Origin of the sequence: Mucilaginibacter paludis DSM 18603 (assembly GCF_000166195.2) — a bacterium.
GTDB classification, from domain to species: domain Bacteria; phylum Bacteroidota; class Bacteroidia; order Sphingobacteriales; family Sphingobacteriaceae; genus Mucilaginibacter; species Mucilaginibacter paludis.
In genome coordinates, this window is the sequence record NZ_CM001403.1 from 7511387 (window position 1) to 7530962 (window position 19576).

General features: G+C 42.3%; 20 protein-coding genes. 10 read left to right on the plus strand and 10 right to left on the minus strand.

The window, feature by feature from the left end:
• Positions 1 to 2: 2 nt before the first annotated feature.
• The 5 genes from MUCPA_RS31920 to MUCPA_RS31940 are packed head-to-tail and all read right to left on the minus strand — an operon-like array spanning position 3 to position 3910.
• Positions 3 to 896 carry a 3-hydroxybutyryl-CoA dehydrogenase gene (locus MUCPA_RS31920; RefSeq protein ID WP_008512286.1) on the minus strand — a complete coding sequence of 298 codons (894 nt, stop codon included), beginning with the start codon at positions 894 to 896 and terminating at the stop codon, positions 3 to 5.
• A complete protein-coding gene (gene bioD, locus MUCPA_RS31925) occupies positions 893 to 1510 on the minus strand; it encodes a dethiobiotin synthase (RefSeq protein ID WP_008512288.1) in 618 nt (205 codons plus the stop codon). Before bioD ends, MUCPA_RS31920 begins: the two co-directional genes overlap by 4 nt.
• Positions 1507 to 2625 carry an aminotransferase class I/II-fold pyridoxal phosphate-dependent enzyme gene (locus MUCPA_RS31930; protein WP_008512290.1) on the minus strand — a complete coding sequence of 373 codons (1119 nt, stop codon included), beginning with the start codon at positions 2623 to 2625 and terminating at the stop codon, positions 1507 to 1509. The genes bioD and MUCPA_RS31930 overlap by 4 nt, the downstream gene beginning before the upstream one ends.
• A gap of 58 nt (positions 2626 to 2683) precedes the next feature.
• On the minus strand, positions 2684 to 3073 hold the full coding sequence (locus tag MUCPA_RS31935; protein WP_008512292.1) for a hypothetical protein: 390 nt from the start codon (positions 3071 to 3073) through the stop codon (positions 2684 to 2686).
• 60 nt (positions 3074 to 3133) lie between these two features.
• Positions 3134 to 3910, minus strand: a complete 777-nt coding sequence (locus MUCPA_RS31940) for an XRE family transcriptional regulator (RefSeq protein WP_008512294.1) — start codon at positions 3908 to 3910, stop codon at positions 3134 to 3136.
• Positions 3911 to 3991: 81 nt separating this feature from the next.
• Between MUCPA_RS31940 and MUCPA_RS31945 the strand changes: the two genes are divergently transcribed.
• Positions 3992 to 4351 (plus strand): GIY-YIG nuclease family protein, encoded by a 360-nt coding sequence (locus MUCPA_RS31945; protein WP_008512295.1) that lies wholly within the window; start codon positions 3992 to 3994, stop codon positions 4349 to 4351.
• On the opposite strand, the gene msrB is transcribed toward MUCPA_RS31945, so the two are convergent.
• From msrB to MUCPA_RS31965, 4 genes are all read right to left on the minus strand, one after another.
• Positions 4341 to 4826: a peptide-methionine (R)-S-oxide reductase MsrB gene (msrB, locus tag MUCPA_RS31950; RefSeq protein ID WP_008512297.1), complete on the minus strand. Its 486-nt coding sequence runs from the start codon at positions 4824 to 4826 to the stop codon at positions 4341 to 4343. The two genes, MUCPA_RS31945 and msrB, sit on opposite strands and share 11 nt — an antisense overlap.
• A 106-nt stretch (positions 4827 to 4932) precedes the next feature.
• Positions 4933 to 5550 (minus strand): fasciclin domain-containing protein, encoded by a 618-nt coding sequence (locus MUCPA_RS31955; RefSeq protein WP_008512299.1) that lies wholly within the window; start codon positions 5548 to 5550, stop codon positions 4933 to 4935.
• 22 nt (positions 5551 to 5572) lie between these two features.
• On the minus strand, positions 5573 to 6367 hold the full coding sequence (locus MUCPA_RS31960; RefSeq protein ID WP_008512301.1) for an SDR family NAD(P)-dependent oxidoreductase: 795 nt from the start codon (positions 6365 to 6367) through the stop codon (positions 5573 to 5575).
• A 12-nt stretch (positions 6368 to 6379) separates the two neighbouring features.
• Positions 6380 to 6760, minus strand: coding sequence for a DUF4174 domain-containing protein (locus MUCPA_RS31965; protein WP_008512303.1), 381 nt, complete (start codon positions 6758 to 6760; stop codon positions 6380 to 6382).
• A 113-nt stretch (positions 6761 to 6873) separates the two neighbouring features.
• On the opposite strand from MUCPA_RS31965, the gene MUCPA_RS31970 reads away from it, so the two are divergent.
• The 4 genes from MUCPA_RS31970 to MUCPA_RS31985 all read left to right on the plus strand — a co-directional run bounded on the left by MUCPA_RS31970 (position 6874) and on the right by MUCPA_RS31985 (position 10578).
• Positions 6874 to 7881: a zinc dependent phospholipase C family protein gene (locus tag MUCPA_RS31970; RefSeq protein WP_008512306.1), complete on the plus strand. Its 1008-nt coding sequence runs from the start codon at positions 6874 to 6876 to the stop codon at positions 7879 to 7881.
• A 15-nt stretch (positions 7882 to 7896) separates the two neighbouring features.
• Positions 7897 to 8184 carry a hypothetical protein gene (locus tag MUCPA_RS31975; protein WP_008512309.1) on the plus strand — a complete coding sequence of 96 codons (288 nt, stop codon included), beginning with the start codon at positions 7897 to 7899 and terminating at the stop codon, positions 8182 to 8184.
• 100 nt (positions 8185 to 8284) lie between these two features.
• Positions 8285 to 9319, plus strand: coding sequence for a glutamate 5-kinase (gene proB, locus MUCPA_RS31980; RefSeq protein ID WP_008512310.1), 1035 nt, complete (start codon positions 8285 to 8287; stop codon positions 9317 to 9319).
• A gap of 11 nt (positions 9320 to 9330) precedes the next feature.
• Complete coding sequence (locus tag MUCPA_RS31985; protein WP_008512312.1) at positions 9331 to 10578, plus strand: glutamate-5-semialdehyde dehydrogenase; 1248 nt, start codon at positions 9331 to 9333, stop codon at positions 10576 to 10578.
• Here the strand turns inward: MUCPA_RS31985 and MUCPA_RS31990 are convergent, their stop codons facing one another.
• The gene (locus MUCPA_RS31990; RefSeq protein ID WP_008512314.1) at positions 10579 to 11571 is read right to left on the minus strand and encodes a Gfo/Idh/MocA family protein; all 993 of its coding nucleotides are present in this window, start codon (positions 11569 to 11571) and stop codon (positions 10579 to 10581) included. It abuts the gene before it with no gap.
• 158 nt (positions 11572 to 11729) lie between these two features.
• Between MUCPA_RS31990 and MUCPA_RS31995 the strand changes: the two genes are divergently transcribed.
• The 5 genes from MUCPA_RS31995 (at position 11730) to MUCPA_RS36565 (ending at position 19570) form a co-directional block, all read left to right on the plus strand.
• Entirely contained in the window at positions 11730 to 12266 is a 537-nt protein-coding gene (locus tag MUCPA_RS31995; protein WP_008512317.1) for a pyridoxamine 5'-phosphate oxidase family protein, read from the plus strand.
• Positions 12267 to 12376: 110 nt separating this feature from the next.
• A complete protein-coding gene (locus MUCPA_RS32000; protein ID WP_008512320.1) occupies positions 12377 to 13501 on the plus strand; it encodes a DUF3810 domain-containing protein in 1125 nt (374 codons plus the stop codon).
• 146 nt (positions 13502 to 13647) lie between these two features.
• Positions 13648 to 14973 (plus strand): sensor histidine kinase, encoded by a 1326-nt coding sequence (locus MUCPA_RS32005; protein ID WP_157544023.1) that lies wholly within the window; start codon positions 13648 to 13650, stop codon positions 14971 to 14973.
• Between the two features lie 25 nt (positions 14974 to 14998).
• A complete protein-coding gene (locus MUCPA_RS32010) occupies positions 14999 to 16252 on the plus strand; it encodes a glucuronyl esterase domain-containing protein (protein WP_008512324.1) in 1254 nt (417 codons plus the stop codon).
• A gap of 240 nt (positions 16253 to 16492) precedes the next feature.
• Positions 16493 to 19570 (plus strand): PAS domain-containing hybrid sensor histidine kinase/response regulator, encoded by a 3078-nt coding sequence (locus MUCPA_RS36565; RefSeq protein ID WP_008512326.1) that lies wholly within the window; start codon positions 16493 to 16495, stop codon positions 19568 to 19570.
• The last annotated feature ends 6 nt before the right edge of the window (positions 19571 to 19576 follow it).

Here is a 19576-nt window from a genome sequence, read left to right on the forward strand (position 1 = left end):
GCCTATCTCTTTTTAAAATTTGCGGCTACAAACATATCCCTGGTACCCTTGCTGTAATCGTAAAATCCTACGCCCGATTTTACACCCTTGTTCCCGGCATTAACCATGTTAACCAGCAATGGGCAAGGTGCATATTTGGGGTTGCCGAAGCCATCGTACAATACATTCAATATGGCCAGGCAAACATCAAGCCCAATAAAATCCGCCAGTTGCAGCGGCCCCATGGGGTGCGCCATTCCCAGTTTCATCACCGTATCAATTTCCGTTACACCGGCAACGCCTTCATATAAAGTGTAAATCGCTTCATTAATCATAGGCATTAAAATGCGGTTAGCCACAAAGCCGGGATAATCGTTTACTTCAACAGGCTCCTTATTCAGCTTTTTCGATAAATCCATCACCGCTTTGGTAACCTGGTTGCTGGTAGCGTAGCCACGTATCACCTCAACCAGTTTCATCACCGGTACGGGGTTCATAAAGTGCATGCCTATCACTTTATCCGGCCGTTTGGTAACCGAGGCTATTTTGGTGATGGATATAGACGAGGTATTACTGGCCAGGATGGTATCCAGCGGGCAAATAGCATCAAGCTCCTTAAAGATTTTGAGTTTCAGCTCTATGTTTTCGCTGGCCGCCTCTACCACCAGGTCGGCGTTTGCAACGGCCTGGATAGTATTGGTAAAAACGGCGATTTTACTTAGTGTTTTGGCCTTGATCTCTTCGGTGATTATTCCTTTTGAAAGCTGGCGGTCCAGATTTTTTTGAATGTTATCCATTCCATTTGCCAAGGCTTTACTATCAATGTCAACCATGTTAACCTGATACCCAAATTGAGCAAACGTATGGGCAATACCATTCCCCATGGTGCCTGAACCTATAACTGTAATGTTTTTCATTGAATTGATAGCTGGTTTGTTAATTGCTGTATAGTTTCTGCGTTGATGGTTGATACGGTACTCACGTTGCCCAGCAAGCTAAGCTTTGAATATTCCAGGATCAGTTTTTGCGAATGAATGTCCGTTTCGCCGTTAAAAACAATCCCTTTAACCGGTATTGATCTTGATTTTAAAAGCTCAACAGAAAGTAAAGTATGGTTGATGCTGCCGAGGTAGTTTTGGGATACCAGGATCACCTGGGCACCTAATTGTTTAATCAGGTCAATCATCAAAAACTCATCGTTTAGTGGTACCATCAATCCACCTGCTCCTTCAATAATCAATTGATTTTCCGTTTCCGGGAGGATGATTTTTGCCGGGTTGATCGTTATCCCATCCAGCTCAGCCGATTTGTGGGGCGAATAAGGCTGCGTGAGCCGGTAAGCTTCCGGGTGAAATACAGAGGTGTTATTGGATACCAAACCCCTCACCATCAGGGTATCACTGTTATCCAGATCGCCAGATTGAATGGGTTTCCAATAGTCGGCCTTTAGCTTTTCAACCAGTATAGCCGATATGATGGTTTTACCAATGCCGGTGCCAATGCCGGTTATAAATAAAGGTTGTTTACTCATGCCTGGTAGGTGTTTAACAACTGTGTTAAGTTAGTAATTTCTTGTTCGCTATTGAATGAGTGCAGGCAGATGCGCAGCCTTTCGGTACCGGCTGGAACGCTGGGGCTCAAAATTGGTCTTACATCAAAGCCGCTCTCCTGTAAGTGGGCGGCCAACTGCCTGGTTTTCTCGTTTCCTACTATAATGATACTTTGTACGCCGCTACTGCTTGCTATCAGCTTGCCATCAGTTTTTATCAGCGATTTAAACAAGCCGATGTTATTTGAAAGTTGCTGTTGCCGGGCAGATGATTCTTTTAACATCTCGTACGCCATTTTTACCGTAACCAGTTGATGAAAAGATGCCGCCGTTGTAAAAATAAACGACCTGGCGAAATTAATAAGATATTGCCTCAGCATATCGCTCCCTAAAACAATAGCGCCATGGGCACCAAGTGCTTTGCCGAATGTCACCACGCGCGCAAACACTTTATCCTGTAAATTAAGGCTGTTTACTAAACCCTTGCCAAAGACGCCGAGGGCATGAGCTTCGTCAACTATTACCTGCGCATTATACTTGGCGGCTAAGGCTACAATATTGTTTAAGGGGGCAATGTCGCCATCCATGGAGTAAACGCTTTCAACCGCTACGTATGTATTGCCTGTGGCGTGTTTCAGTTTGTCTTCCAGGCTCCCCAGGTTATTATGCTTAAATATGTAACGGTTGGCATGGCTTAGCCGCGATCCGTCGATGATACAGGCGTGGATCAGTTCGTCGGTTATAATCGTATCGCCACGTTGCGGCAGCGAAGAGAACAGGCCCAGGTTGGCGTCATAGCCGGAGTTAAATATCAAGCCTGCTTCAGCATCGTGGTAAGTGGCAATATCGGCCTCCAGTTTTTCACAAAATGCGGTATTGCCGCTTAATGATCTTGAACCGGTGGCCCCGTTTAAATAATCGCCATGGCGCTCCAGGTAATTATTGATATTTTTTTTTAAGCTAACAGAGCGGGCAAACCCCAGGTAGTCATTTGAGCAAAAATCAGTCAGTGGCCTTTCTGTTTTCAGGGCCCGGTAGGTGCCTGCCGATTTTCTTTCGTTTAATTTATTTTGGATATAAATATCGGTGTTATTCAATGTAACAATAATTTGCGCTAAAATAAGAAAAGCGGCTCAAGGCCGCTTTTCTAAATCATTATTTTTGTGATGGAGGAGGGGGAGGAGTACCACCGCCGCCTTGTTGCATTCTCTGCATTCTTTCGGCTTGCATTTTTTCAAATGCTTTTTTCTGATCGTCTGTTAATACAGCTTTGATCTTATCATTGGTAGCCATCATCATGGGCATCATTTTGCCTCTCATGGCTTCTCTGTCGCCATTGGCAGCTTTCATCAAGCTATCTCTTTTTGCAGCTTGTGCTGTATAAATAGCAGTTATTTTTGCCGTTTGATCGTCGGTTAAGCTCAATGTAGTTTGTAATTGCTTAGCCTGATCAGCCGGGCTTCTCTGCATACGGCCACCACCCTGAGCCTTGCTCAAGGATACCATGCTTATTAAAAAGCAGCACACCATTAATATCTTTTTCATTTTTTTAAGTTTATTATATGATAAAGATAAGCGCAAATAGTTTAACTACAAGCCTGTAACTTAATTGTTGCCTTGGTTCATTTTAGCTATCGACCGCTGCATTTGCATCATCATGGTATTTAAACTTTCCATGGTAGGTTCGGGAGCCGGTTGCGGGAGCTGTGTTGAAATATAAGCCTTAGCTTTCCATAATTCCAGTATATCCTCCCCGCTAATTTCGTACGGCTCGTAAACGGGGTTATCCGATACCAGCTTCAATTTCTTTTGATCCTTAAACTTATTACCTATCCTTTTATATACCACACCTTCTGATTTGCTGACAACCACATAGGTTTCGGTCGTTTTAACATCGGCCCAATTCTCTACATATTCGGCGATGATGATAGAGCCCGATGGTAAGGGAAGCATGGAGTCGCCCTTAATTTCAAAGGCGCGGTGGGTGCCTTTATTAAACATGGGTAAATAAAATTTGGGCAGCTTGGCTACATATTCAGGGTCGGCGTAGCCGTTCATATAACCGGCGCTTGCTTTAACGGGCACCAGCTCAATATTCTCGTTATCCTCCTTATCAACAGAGATACTAAGTATCCTTAAATTGGCGGGATTGCCTTTAGGTTTAGGCGTCCATTTATCATCTATCGCCTCGTTAATAAAATCGTCAACGCTCAATTCAAAATATAATGCTATTTTTTTTAGTAAATCGTACTTGGGTTCGGCCCTGTTTTCTTCGTATGCACCAACAAGCGAACGCTTGATATCCAGCTCATCTGCAAACTGTTGCTGTGTTAAACCCTTTTTTTTCCGGAGGAATTTAATATTGGAAGAAATATTTGACATAAAATTTGGATTTACTAAAATTGTTAGTATTTTTATGCCAATAAAATTAGCAATTAAAATTAAAATAACAAAATATAAGTTATGAACACCTTCATTTATGTCATTACAGACCGTAACCGCAATTGCTTACACATTGGTACCAGCAATGATTTGATTAAGACCATCGACTTTTATACCGAGATGCCGAACCTGTTTTTTGACAGCGCGCAACAGCTTAACCGGTTAGTTTATTTTGAGGAGATTAATAACGAGGAGATGGCCATGGAACGCTTTAAAGTGGTTAGTCGGTTTACCCGTGCCCAAAAAGAAAAAATGATCAGATCTGTTAATCCCGACTGGGTAGACCTGACCATTGGTTTAAAATTTGAAACTAATATGAGTAAGAGACCGGCGTTTCGCCCGTCGATATCATCCAACTCAAAAAAGCGGATTATTTTTTAATGAATTTTAACGCGCCTGAATTCATGCAGTAGCGTTTACCGCCTCTGTCTGCCGGGCCGTCGTCAAACACGTGGCCCAAATGTAAGCCGGTGCTTTTTTCAATAACTTCATCGCGGCTCATGCCGTAGCTGTTATCTTTAACAATTTCAATTTTGCTGGCATCAACCGGTTTAACAAAACTTGGCCAGCCGGTGCCACTATCAAATTTATCAGCCGACGAAAATAGAACTTCGCCCGTGGCGGCGCTTACAAAAACGCCTTTATCGTGCATTTCAAAATATGCATTTTTAAAAGGGGGCTCTGTGCCTCTCTCAACCATAATGTAATATTGATTGGAAGTGAGCAGTTTTTTCCATTCGGCATCAGGTTTATATTTAGGGCGGCTGGCATTAGCTTTTGATTGCCCTGTACTATTCTGGCATCCGCAAAATGCTATCAGTATAGTTATTGCTAAAACATTGATTATCCTTTTCATACCTAAATTTACGAATTGCAATTTGATTTAGTTTTAAACAACGTGTAGTTTACAAAGCCATGATAATTATAGCCAATGATATTAATTGCGCCTGTTTTTATCAATGCTATTTGTTTTTCGGGATGAGTAGCCCGGTTACAACATCAATTATTCCGTTATTTTGCTCAATATCAAATTGACTGATTACCGATTCGTTACCGCCTTCGTCTATTAAAACGATATTCCGGTCGCCATTAATTTTGGCTTTCAGTTTTGAGCCGGACAGGGTGGTGAAAGTAGCTTCGCCATTATTGGAGTTAATCTGCCTGGCAATATCTTTTGATGTTAACTTGCCTGGTATAACATGGTACGTTAGCAACCTGGTTAACTCGGCATTGTGCTGGGGCTTAAGCAGGGTATCCAACATTCCAGGCGATAGTTTATTAAAAGCATCATTAGTTGGGGCAAAGATAGTTAAGGGGCCGCGGCTTTTAAGTGTTTCTGCCAGGCCACATACCGCAATAGAATTTGTAAAGGTGGTATGCTCTTTTGATTTAGCTATATTTTGGACTACATCATCTGCCGAGCTCATTTGCCCGCCGCCAATTACTCTTATTTTTACATGTTTAGGCGTGTCGTTTTTGTTGGTATCTGGCGTTCGGGCGGCGGCTTGTGTAGTAGCGGTTTGGGCATTAGCATAAAAAGTGCTCAAACATAATACCGCTATCAATATATTTTTTTTCATACAGGTAGTTACAATCATCAAATTAAATAGCGCCTTTAAGTAAGCCACCTTCAACGCGCAAAGCGGCGCCGTTAGTAGCCGAAGATAAGGTGCTGCACAAATAAACTACAAGGTTAGCTATTTCTTCGGGAGAAGCAAAACGTTGTATTAACGATGTGGGGCGCATGTGTTCAAAAAAATCCTGCTCTACTTCGGCCTTTGTTTTATGCTGGCTTTTGGCCAGATCATCAATAAAGCCACCAACACCTTCGGATAAAGTAGGCCCGGGTAGTACCGAGTTTACCGTTACGTTTGTACCTTTGGTTAACTCGGCCAGCCCGCGGGATATGGCTAACTGCGCGGTTTTGGTCATGCCATAATGGATCATTTCGGCAGGGATCTGCACGGCCGATTCACTACTGATAAAAATAATCCGCCCCCAATCCTTTTTCAGCATCTCAGGAAAATAGGTTCTCGAAAGGCGTACACCGCTTAACACGTTAACCTCGTAAAACTTAAACCAATCTTCGTCGCTTATGTCTTTAAAAGCTTTAGGCTCAAAAATACCAACATTGTTAACCAGTATATCAACTTGCGGCAGTTGGGTTAGCAAATTATTAATCTCATCGGGTTTCGAAAAATCGCATGCTATTCCGTCAATCTTATCATTGCCGGTTTCTTCTTTAAGTTGCTTAACTACAGCATCTACCTTTTTGCTTGTGCGGCCGTTTATATAAACCGTGGCGCCTTCACCGGCCAACAGCTTTGCAATTGCAAAGCCAATTCCGGCTGTTGAACCTGTAACCAGGGCTGTTTTATTTTTTAAATTAAAATCCATTTTTGTTGTAGCTTAATGTTTGTACTTCATTTCTTGCTGCCGCATAGGCATGTTATCAATCAGATCAAACAACCTGGCTAATGTTACAGGCTGATGACTCCGTAATTTCTCGCCATTATCTTTACCGATCAGTATCACGGTAAAAGGTGCGTTTGGTATGTGCCATTTTTTATAATGCTGCATATTACTTTCAGAATAAGTGATTACTTTGAAAATAATGTCGCGGTCTTTTATCCCGTTAGGGTCTGCTTTTAAAATATTAATCTGTTGTATTGCATTCACGTTATCACCTTTATCGGCAAAAATTAAAACACTACGGTTACTTGGCCGCTGGCTGGCAACCAGGGGGCAAATTAATAACAAAGCAATAATTTTTACTTGAAAGGCAAACATATCATCACTAACAGCAAAAACGCGATATTGTTACCAATCATTCATCAATTTAACGAAAATATAATCCTGATACAGATCAGCTTTAGCTATTTTTGAGTAAGCATATTGTCATAATGAAAATTTCAAGAAGATCAGGTTCGTTTTTATGCAAATCAGGGTTGTTTTTAGCTATTTGTATCACACTTATTTCGTGGGGTAAATACGGGCACGAACATATCAACCGGGCGGCGGTGATGAGTTTGCCGGTGCCTATGCAAGGTTTTTTTTATAACCATATTGATTTTATGACGGTTGAATCCAACTTGCCCGATGTGCGTAAGTATACCTTAGGCGATTCTGCCGAATTTTCACGGCATCATATCCATTTGGAAAGTTTTGGCAATATCGACAGCATACCCAAATCGCCCAAAGAGGCTTTTGCAAAATACAATGCTCACTTTTTTGCCGAACATGGTATGCTGCCCTGGTACATCCAGGTGATGATGGATAAATTGACTATCGCCTTTAAGGGCAAACATAAATCGGATATCCTGTTATTGGCTGCCGATCTGGGCCATTATATTGGCGATGCTTATATGCCTCTGCATACCTCCGTAAATCATAATGGCAAACAAACCAACCAGGTAGGTATCCATGCCTTGTTTGAATCGCGCCTGCCCGAATTGTTTGGAAATACCTATCATTATAATACAGGTAAGGTACAGTATGTTGCTGATATACAGAAAGAAACCTGGCGAATTGTAATGTCGTCAAACAGTACTGCCGATACCCTATTAAAAGCCGACAGAGATTTAACTGCCTCTTTTCCTGCCGGAAAAAAGTGGGATAGGGACGCGGCCGGAAAGGTTAAGCTTAATATGTATAAAGATTCAACCGGTAGTATTGCTTATTCAAAGGCATTTCAAACAAAATTGAAAGGCATGGTTGAGCGACAATTGCGTGGGGCCATTGCCACCACAGCCAGTTTTTGGTATACCGCCTGGGTAAATGCGGGTAAGCCCGACCTGAACGAGCTTGACCCGGAAGAACTTACACAACGTAACGCACCCGCTTTAGCACAAGAGAAAGATTTGTTTAAACAAGGCAAATTGTTTGGTATAAAAAGCGAAAAAGAGTTTTAAATTGTTGATGATGGCATGGTAGCTAATACAGAAAGAAGGCAAAAATACTGGCAGCAATGGGCCGTAAAAAGACTTGATAAGAGAAAGTATCTTTTAAAGAATGGCATATTGGTGCGTGGATTACCTGTAGCAATTATTGTTTATTTTTTAAAAATCCGTTTCAGTACTGATCAATTTGATTTGATTGATTTTCTGATCTGTTGTTTTTTATTTTGTTTGATGGGGATATTACTCGCCCTCTGGGATTTTAAATCAGCTGAACGTGGTTATCAAAAGTTTTTAGCTCATCAGGCTTTGCAATAAACTTTACACTGAATTACTATACCATGCGTAAGTAAAAATATAATGTAGTCTACGTTTTTAATAGGCTTTTTATAGCTTTGAGCAATTTTTATAAAACACATTGACAAAGCCCATACTCGTTATTAAGTTCGGAACAGCATCCATCACCCATCAAAATGGCGATCTGGATGAAAGTGTAATGGCCGAAATTGCCCGGCAAGTGGCAATTATACACCATGATTATCATATCGTTATGGTATCATCCGGCGCGGTTGCCGCCGGAAAGAAACTGCTTAAAAACTATTCGGCCACCATTAGCGAGCGTAAAGCTGCCGCAGCTATTGGCAACCCCTTGCTACTTAGTAAATACGCCGGATATTTTGCGCCCTATGGTATCAACATAGCACAAAGCTTGTGCGAGCGCCAACATTTTTCAAACCGGAACCAATTTTTGCAACTCAAAAAAACGTATGAGGAGCTTTGGGATAATGATATCATCCCCATAGCTAACGAGAATGATGTGGTGAGCAGCCTTGAGCTCAAGTTTTCTGATAACGACGAACTTGCCACCTTAATTGCCGTAGGTTTTGGAGCTTCGGTATTGTTATTCAGTACCTCTGTGCCCGGTGTATTAGATGCAGACGGTAACGTAATTCCCGAAATACCGGTAATAGATAAAGCTGCGCTGGGCCTGGCTAACAAAGAAAAATCGTCGCTGGGCTTAGGTGGCATGGTATCAAAATTAACTTTTGCCCGCCTGGCTACCCGTATGGGCATTAAGGTGGTTATTTTCGGTATCAGAACTGATGATGGTATAATAAACGCCATTAAAGAACAAACCGGCACCTTGTGCCATCCTCAAAAATGCTCAATGCCTGCACGAAAAAAATGGCTGGCAAGTGGCAGCCTGGTAACGGGCAGCCTGCAGATTGATGCCGGTGCCTGCAAGGCCCTGCAAAACGGGCATAGCCTGTTAGCTGTGGGCGTTACTGCCGTTGTAGATAAATTTGAGCAGGGCGAGGTTTTTGAGATATTAGACGAAAACCACGTAAGCATTGCGGTTGGCCGCGCTAAAATATCATCGGACGATGTGTTGCAAAATATGAAAACGCAAAAGCTGATTATTGCCAACGCTGATGATATCGTTTTACTTTAATTAGCAAAAGTATGGAATCTATCGAAAATCTATTATATCAGGCTCATAAGGCATCGGGAGCTATTAAGTTACTTAACGATGAACAAAAGAAAACGGTTTTAAGCCGTTTAGCCGTTGTGCTGTCGCAAAATAAAGAACAGATTATTAGTGAAAATAAGAGAGACGTGGATCGCATGCCCGATACCGACCCCAAAAAGGACCGGTTGCTGCTCAACGATGCCCGCATTGCCGATCTGTTTACCAGTATCAACGATATCAGTGCCCTGCCCGATCCAAGCGGAAAGATACTTTTGGAGCATACTACCGCCAATGGTCTGTTCATTCAAAAAAAAACGGTACCCTTAGGTGTGGTAGGCATAATTTACGAATCAAGACCCAACGTCACCATTGATGTGGCCGCACTTTGTATCCGCTCGGGCAATGTTTGCGTGTTAAGAGGAGGCAGCGATGCCCTTTACACCAATATTTGCCTGGTTAACCTGATACACGATGTTTTACGCGAGTTTGGTTTGGATGAGGCCATCGTGCAGTTGTTGCCGACTGACCGTAAGTTTATCCAGGAAATGCTGACGGCGGTAAAATATATCGATATTATCATCCCGAGAGGCTCACAGCAATTGATTGATTTTGTGCGCGAAAACTCAAAGGTGCCGGTCATTGAAACCGGGGCAGGGGTTTGCCATACCTATGTAGAAAAAACAGCCAAACTGGAGCAGGCTGCCGCGGTGGTGGTAAACGCCAAGGTAAGCCGCCCATCGGTATGTAACTCGTTAGATACCATTTTGGTTGACCGTGCCATTGCCAGGCCTTTTTTACAATTGGTTGCGCCGGGCCTGTTGGCATATGATGTAGAAATATTTGCCGACGAAGAGAGCCATGATATATTAAAGGAATTACATTATCCACATTTGCGCGAAGCCCGGCGCGACGATTTTGGCCGCGAGTTTCTGGATTTTAAATGCTCGGTTAAGGTGGTTGCGGGTATTGAGGAGGCTCTGGACCATATCAGCCTGCATTCGTCCAGGCATTCCGAAGCTATCCTTTCTGAGAATATGCAATTGGCGGAACGCTTTATCAATGAGGTAGATGCGGCGGCAGCTTATATTAATGCTTCAACCCGGTTTACCGATGGCGGGGTATTTGGCTTAGGCGCCGAAATTGGCATCTCCACCCAAAAATTACATGCGCGCGGCCCCTTTGCTTTAGAAAAACTGGTAACCGAAAAATGGTTCGTCAGGGGCGAAGGGCAAGTGAGGTAATTATATTTTTACCCATTGCCGCTCGGCTGCACTTTTAAATAAAGCGTCAATCACCTTCATGTTACCTACGGCATCGGTTAAGGGCGTTGGTACGGCGGTATTGTTTATGATCGACTTGCAAAATTCGTCTGCCTGTAGGGTATATTGATTTACCGGCTCCGTTGTAATCTCTTGTATCGCCTTATTATTTTGCAGCCACAAACGTGCGGGTTCATCCGCAACAGCGTTCACCGGAATTTCGATTTCTAAACGGCCTTTGGTGCCAACAATGTTAACCCGCTGATAAGGCTCCAATTGTGTTGAGCAGGTAAATGTTGCGCTCTGGCCCTGGCCAAAATCTAATATTCCTGATGTAATCCTATCGGTTTTCATAACAGGGTCGGTATCTATCAATCCCAAAACACTTTGAGGCTCACCGTTAATGATAAACCTGGGGAACGATAAGCAATAGCAGCCAATATCCATCAAGGCGCCACCTCCGGTTTCGGGCTTATTGCGGATATTGTTTGCATCATCGTTAAAATAAGAAAAAAACGACTGGATAGTTTTTACTTCGCCCAGTACGCCTTCGTCAACCAATTGTTTGGCCTTTAACCATTGCGGATGAAAGCGGTACATAAATGCTTCCATTACTTTTAAATGCGGATACTGTTTGGCTGCATCGGCAACTTGTTGTGCTTCGGCGGCATTCAGCCCGATGGGTTTTTCGCAAAGCACATGCTTGCCTGCCTGTAAAGCTTTAATGGTATAAGTAACGTGCAAGTGGTTGGGCAGCGGGATGTAAACCGCATCAATATTAGCATCGCCTAAAAGGGCTTCGTAGCTCTCATAAACCTGGGGTATACCTAATTCGTCCGCCGCGGCTTTACCATTCAATAAATTGCGTGAGGCTATGGCAACTACATCAACATAGCTGCTTTTTTGCATAGCCGGTATAACTTGCTTTAAACCTATTTTGGCCGTACTTAATATACCCCAACGTGATTTTTTCATAGGATGTTTTTAGGATTGATGATGCCCAAAGGTATAAACTTTGCATACAGGTTTAAATTTTAGATTACTATTTGATTTTTTCTTTTTAATTAAAATAATTCACACAAATTTTACTTTTTTAAGTTGTGTATTATACAATCTAAAAAAAGAAAAACATTATGGATACCATTAATGCAACACAGGAAGAAGAACACATTAAAGCTTTAGAAGGAAAAGAAGCTGTTGAAAAGATTAAAGAGTTAACCAAAAAAGCCGACACCTGCTTTTTTATAACCAACATTAAAACAGGTTTGCCGGTATCGGCGCGGCCAATGTCAACCCAGCAGGTGGATGACGAAGGCAACCTATGGTTTTTAAGTGTTAAAGACAGCGATCATAATAAAGAGATAGCGAGCGATCCGTTTGTTCATCTGTTTTACCAGGCATCAGCGCATTCAGGCTTTGTCAATATTTACGGCATTGCAGAAATTAGTTATGATAAGGCTAAGATAGATGAGCTTTGGGACCCCATTGCTAAGGTATGGTTTCAGGGCGGTAAGGATGATCCGCTGATCAGCGTAATTAAGGTTAACCCGCTTAAAGGTTATTATTGGGATAATAAACACGGTAATGTGGTTGCCTTTATCAAAATGGCAGCATCTTTGGTTACAGGTAAAACCATGGACGATTCTATCGAAGGTACATTGGAAGTATAAACTTGAAGCAAATGTTTGAAGGTTAAAATCCTCCGTAATTATTGCGGGGGATTTTTTGATTTTGATTTGGCCGTCACAATAAACCCGGATATGCGCTATATTTGAATTTCATGATCCGTTACCAATACCGCAAAGGCCCCATTGAATCAAAAGTTGCAACTATATTTGTGCTTGCCGTCATCTGGCTCATGGTGATCTGGCTGATGCACTATCCGGATGTGGTGGAACGTTGGTATTCTGACGGTTTATATTTAGTTATTTGCCGTTTATTACATCCTGTATTTAACCTGTTGCCGTTTAGTGTTGGCGATGTAATCTATATAGCGCTAATTATTTACCTTGCTTTTGCCTTGGTAAACATAATCAGGCTGGCATTTCTAAAGAGATTTATACGGTTGCTGGTTTACGTACTTCAGTTAGTTATCGGGTTCCAACTCATCATACTTTCTTTTTATTTATTATGGGGATTAAACTATTTCAGGCCGTCGGCTGCTAATCGCCTTAACCTTCAGGATAGCAGTTATACCTTTGAGGATGTTAAATTAGTTACTTCAATTTTGATAGATAGCGCCAATGCCAGCCGCGCTCAATTAACAGCCGCCGATTTGGCGCAAACAGATCAAACAATTTATCAAACGGCTATTGGTGCAGTGGATACGCTTGCGGCACGTTCAAAAGGCTTCCCGGCATATCATCCCGACATTAAACCCTCAATGCTAACCTATTTTCTTAATTATCTGGGTACATCGGGCTATTTCAATCCTTTTACTTCCGAAGCTCAGATGAACTACCAAATGCCTGTGTACCTTAAATCATTTACGGCTTGCCACGAAATGTCGCATCAAATGGGGTTTGGTGCCGAAGATGAAGCCAATTTCGGGGGATTTTTGGCTGGGATAGCCTCCCGGGACAGGCTGCTCAAATACTCCACCTATTATGCCGGGGTAGAAGAATTTATGTATGCCATAGGGCGAAAAGATACCATCGCATTCCGGTTATTGAAAACCAGGATATCTCCATTGGTACGTCAAGATTTTAAAACCGACCGGGCCTACTGGAAGGATTTTGAGAGTAAGGCAGGTATCTTCAGTGGTATCTTATACGATCATTATTTAAAAACAAACAACCAGCCGGAAGGATTAAAAACCTACAACCAGATGGTGCGGCTGGTAATGGCATGGTATCTTAAAAACCACTTCAAAAAAAGCTTTGTAAATACTGAACCTAAACCATAAATATTTCGTTTAAACCCATGGGTATTAGAATTGTATTATTTATTACATAGTTCTATAAAAATATGGGGAAGCCTGAAAATCAGTTAAAAGGGCTTAATATAATTCTGCTGAGTATGGTAGTTGTGGCATCCGCAATTATGATACTTATGAATTATTATACAATAAAAATATTATCTGCATCAAGAGCATACATCGCCGGCGAATCACAATATTCAAAAGGCCAGAAAGATGCTTCCAGTCTATTAATAACCTATATCCATTCGCGAGATCCGGCTGCGTATTCATCTTTTATAAAGAATATAAAAATCCCTATTGGCGACAGGGTGGCCAGAGAGGCGCTCGCTGTCCACAAAAACGAGGCTATAGCCAGGCAAGGCTTTTTGCAGGCTAACAATAGTCCTGAGGATATTGATGATATGTTGTGGCTTTTTAAACGGTTTGAGCGTGTTGATTTGTTTGCCAAAGCGATTAATATTTGGTATCAGGGGGATGTGATGATAGAGCAGTTACGGCAATTGGGTGTTAAAATCCATCAGATATCGAGTACAAGGCGATTAAGCACTCGTGAACAAGATGCTTTGATTATAAAGGTAAATGCCCTCACGATGCAATTAACCATTAAGGAGCAGGCATTTTCAGAAACTTTTGGTATTGTTTGCCGAAAGGTTAACTCCTACATATTTTTTGCTAATATATTAACCACGCTGATCATTATTTTAAGCGCGGTTTTTTATGCAGGTAGGGTGATACATAAAATGGAAGCATCGCGCATCAAAATACTTGAACAAAATGAGCACTTAAAAGCTGTTAATAAGGATCTCGACCAATTGATATACAGTGTAACGCATGATCTGAGATCGCCGCTTACGTCAATAAGCGGTTTGATTGGGCTTATTGATAAGCAAACGGAATTGAGTAATATCAAGCCTTACATTTCAATGGTGAAGATCAGTATCGAAAAACAAAATCAATTTATCAAGAGCGTCTTAAAATCTGCCAAGAAACAAAACCTTGTGGCCAGGGAGTTATGTGATGTTGCACATGTTGTGGACGATGTTATTGCTCAAAACCACACCATGCTGAATGGTAAGGAAATACAATTTATCAAAGAACTGCGAGTGACCGATATTTATTGCGATGCCACCAAGCTGTTAACTATTTTAAATAATTTAATATCCAACGCCGTTAAATATTCGGATGTGTATAAACAACAGCCCTTCATCATCATCAGATCAAGTACCACTCCCCTATATTTTATCATAGAAGTTAGGGATAACGGCATTGGAATTGACGAGGAAAATATACCACATATTTTTGAAAAAGATTTTATGGTTAAAAAGAACGACCATAGCGAGGGAGTGGGCTTATACCTTGTTAAAAACATGATTCAGCAAATGCAAGGAGAAATTCTTGTAAATTCGACGCCCGGACACGGCACTACCTTTACGGTTAAACTCCCGTTGCCAGGTTAATTTATTAAAAAATATCAGTTTACTCATGGGCTTACATCGTACAGCGTATCGCTTTTTTTTGGGCATTTTTTTTATCGCTTTAGCCAATCCTTCAATTGCGCAACAGAAATTGAACGGAATGGAACTTCCGGACGTATTAACAATGAACAACGGTATTAAAGTTACCACTGCCAGGCAATGGAGAAACCAGCGGCGCCCCGAGTTACTTACCTTTTTTAAAAAAGAAATGTACGGCCAGTCGCCGGGTAAACCCGTTAACATGACATTTAAAGTTTTTGATACAGATACGAAAGCTTTGGGCGGAAAGGCCACCCGTAAACAAATAACAGTTTATTTTAACGGCAAGGCCGATGGGCCGCAAATGGATATTCTGATGTATCTGCCTAACCAGGTTAAGCATAAGGTGCCTGCCATAGTAGGCCTTAATTTTGATGGAAATCAATCCGTTAATAATGATCCGGCAATTAAGATGAGTAACAGTTGGATGGATAAAACCAAAGGTGTGGTTAATAACCGCGCTACCGAAGCTACGCGTGGTGTTGATGCCGGACAATGGCCGTTGGAAATGATACTGGCAAAAGGTTACGCCGTAGCAACGGTGTACCGGGGCGATATTGACCCCGATTATGATGACGGATTTAAAAACGGTGTACAGGGCCTGTATCCCCAATTACAAAACCGGGGCGATAATTTTGCTACAGTTGCAGCGTGGGCATGGGGTTTAAGCAGGATATTGGATTACCTGGAAACCGATAAAGCTGTTGACGCCAAACGTGTGGGAGTATTCGGCTTTTCGCGTTTAGGTAAAGCTGCGGTTTGGGCTGGTGCCACGGATGAGCGCTTCCCGCTGGTTATCAGCAATGAGTCGGGTGCAGGTGGTGCAAAGCTTTTCCACTATACCGGGGGCGAAAGAATCCGCAGGTTGTGCACCAAATTTCCGCATTGGTTTTGTGGGAATTTTAAAAAATATATGGATCAGGATTCCATTTTACCCTTTGACCAGCATATGGTTATTGCTTTGATAGCGCCAAGGCCGGTGTACATTGCCAGTGCCGAAGGAGACACCAACTCAAACCCAGAAGCCGAGTTTTGGGGAGCAAAGGGAGCAGACCCCGTATACCGTTTATTAGGAACCGATGGCTTGCCGGCCAGCAGCTGGCCGCCTGTGAGTACGCCGGTTATCGGCCGGATAGCCTATCATGTGCGGCCAGGAGGGCATAACGTAACCGATTACGATTGGGCACAGTACCTCAAGTTTGCAGATAGGTATTTGAAATAGTTGCTTTTATCTTAATTGTTAATTTGGTGCGTTTTCAAGAAATATTGGAGGGGTTATTTTTCTTTCTATTTTAATTAATATTTTATTGGGATACAATTGGTAACTTTATTTTAAGCTGATACGTTTAATAAACATATCCCGGTTTAAACATTAAGCTGCCAATTTGTAAACCTGTAGTGCTCGAAGTGTCAGCCGTACGCGGCTGAAAATATTGGCACAGTATTGATTAGATTTTTTTAAATGATTGCAAAAGTTGACCTCGCATCTATTGGCCCTGTACCATCACAAGATATTCAATTGTGTTTTTTTCAATGCAAACTGAATTCTGCCGGCGAAATTAGTATCCTTAACATAGACCAGAACTGTTGGGAGGTATTTGGAATTAATCGCGATGATATCATTGCCGACGCTCATAACTTATTGGCTTTGATAGAATATGGGGAAAGGGAGTTACTGACAGGGCATATTTATAGGGCGTTAAATAGTTTAACCAATTTTGAATGGCACGGAATGGTAGCTACACCTGCCGGTTGGCATAAACAGATTAAAGCGGTAGGGCAGTGCAGCGGGTTTGAAAATGAAGTGCTTTTAAACGGTGTTTTTGCCGACCTTACTATTTTAGCCGACCTTAGAACCGCTGTCAACAATAATAATCAGTTTTTAAGCCAGGCCAGTAAACTCGCTAAAATTGCCACTTGGGAGATTGACCTGCAAACAGGTGTGGTAAAATGGTCTGATGGGATGTCTCGTTTGCATGAAATGCAACCAGGCGGTATGATAGATATTGAATCGGCAATTGTTTTTTATGAAGCTTCTTCCCGGCTTGTTTTTAAAGAGGCATTGGATAAAGCGTTGACCGTCGGTGAACCTTATCATATTGAATTACAGTTATTAACTGCTAAGGGCAATTTGATATGGGTACGCTCAAGCGGCAGCTTGATGATGGAAAAAGGAAAGCCCTACCGCCTGTGTGGTGTACTTCAGGACATAACGGAACAAAAGCAAATAGAAGAACGGAACAGTGTAATATTTGAGCAATCAACCGATGCACATTTATTGATTGACGAAACCGGTATTATAGATTGTAACAATGCTGCGGTACAGATGCTGAGATGCGAAAATAAAGCGCACCTGCTGTCGTGCCATCCGGCCATTTTTTCGCCCGAATATCAGCCTGACGGCCAAAAATCAATAGACAAGGCCAAAAAGATGGATAGCCTTGCTTATGAAAAAGGGACACACCGGTTTGAATGGGTACATCAGCGGATGGATGGCAAGGAAATATTCGTTGAGGTTACTTTAAACGCTATTGCATTTAATCAAAAGCGAGTGTTGCTGGTGGTATGGCATGACATTACCCAGCGAAAAAAAGCAGAAGAAAAGTTAAAACGGAATGAATCGTTGCTCTCGGAGACGCAGGCGCTAACGCACAGCGGCAGTTGGGAAATTGACCTTAAAACCGGGAGGAATTTCTGGTCGGCCGAGGCTTTCAGGATATTTGGATTAGAGCCGGTTGGCGCAGGCCCTGATACAGAAGAGTTTGACCGGATGATCCATCCGGACGACCGGGAAAAATATATTAACGCTATTAAACAGGCTTTAAAGGGCGGGTTAACCTCAAATTTTGATTTACGTATTATTCTGAAGACTGGCGAGCTAAAATATATCCAGGCTATTGGTAAACCTTTTTACAACGACCAGGGCGTGGCCACCAGGTTATACGGCGCTATTATCGATATAACCAAGTATAAAAAGGCCGAGGAAGCTATCCTGATGAAACAAGCGCAATTAAATACTTTTATTGAAGTATCGCCTGCGCCAATTGCCGTATTTGATAAGGAAATGCGATACATAGCGGCAAGTGATTTATGGAAGCAGGATTACAAACTGGAGCGTAAGAATATCATTGGCGTATGCCACTATGATCTGTTTCCCGAAGCATCCTTGCACTGGAGGCAAATTCATGAGCGCGGAATGGCAGGAGAGATTTTGAGCAACACGGAGGATAGCTTCGTACGGAAAAATGGCCGTACGCAATGGTTTAGATGGGAGATAAGGCCCTGGTTTGAAACAGATAAAGAGATTGGCGGCATCATTATGTTTACCGAGATCATTACTGATAGAAAATTAGCAGAACAGGCGCTCATCCAGGCGAAGGAGCAGGCAGAAAACGCGGCAAGTGCTAAAACGCAGTTTCTGTCGACCATGAGCCACGAGATACGCACCCCAATGAACGCGGTAATAGGTTTTACTCATTTGCTATTGCAAAACCCACGGGAAGACCAGGTTGAATATCTTAAAATACTCAAATTTTCGGGTGAGAACCTTTTAGTACTCATCAACGATATTTTGGACTTTAGTAAAATTGAAGCCGGTAAGCTGGAATTTGAACATGTTGATTTTAATCTGAAAGATCTCGTTCGTAACATCCGCGCCGCAATGCAGCAAAGAGCCATCGAAAAGGGTATACAGCTCAAACTGCTGGTTGATGAGGATTTGCCGCAGGCTGTTATAGGCGACCCTGTAAGATTGGGCCAGATATTAAGCAACTTAATTAGCAACGCTTTAAAATTTACCAGCGTAGGCAAGGTTGTTGTATCGGCTTCGCTGGTAAGTCGCAATAACGAATATACTATTGTGAGCTTTGAAGTTAAAGATACCGGGATAGGCATACCTACAGAGAAGCAACAGGCCATATTTGAGAGCTTCACCCAGGCAAGTTCTGATACTACCCGCAAGTATGGCGGAACAGGCTTAGGGCTCACCATAACTAAACGGCTTCTTGAAATGCAGGGCAGCGCTATTCAATTAGATAGTGAGCCCGGTAAAGGCTCTACATTTAGTTTTAACCTCCAATTTAAAAACAGTGAACTACAGCCTGAAGCATTAAATGTCATTCAGCCTCCGGGCATACAAGGTAGTTTAAAAGGTATCCGCATTTTGTTGGCCGAGGACAATCAGATTAATGTGTTACTGGCGCGGCAATTTTTAAAACAATGGGATGTAGAATGCGATGTGGCCGAAAATGGCCTGATGGCAGTTGAGTTAGCACAAAGTAACTTGTATGATGTTATTTTAATGGATCTGCAAATGCCCGAAATGGATGGCTATACCGCGGCTGAGCAGATCAGGAATTTGCAACCTGCCGAGAGATTCCGGAAGCTGCCTATCATTGCGCTTACGGCATCGGCTATGCTGGATAATAAGGATAAAGCGTTTGTTGTGGGGATGAACGATTATATTAGTAAACCATTTAACCCCGATGAACTTTATCGGAAAATTGCATATTATAGTAAAAAGTCCAAAAATAGTCGGTAAAACAAA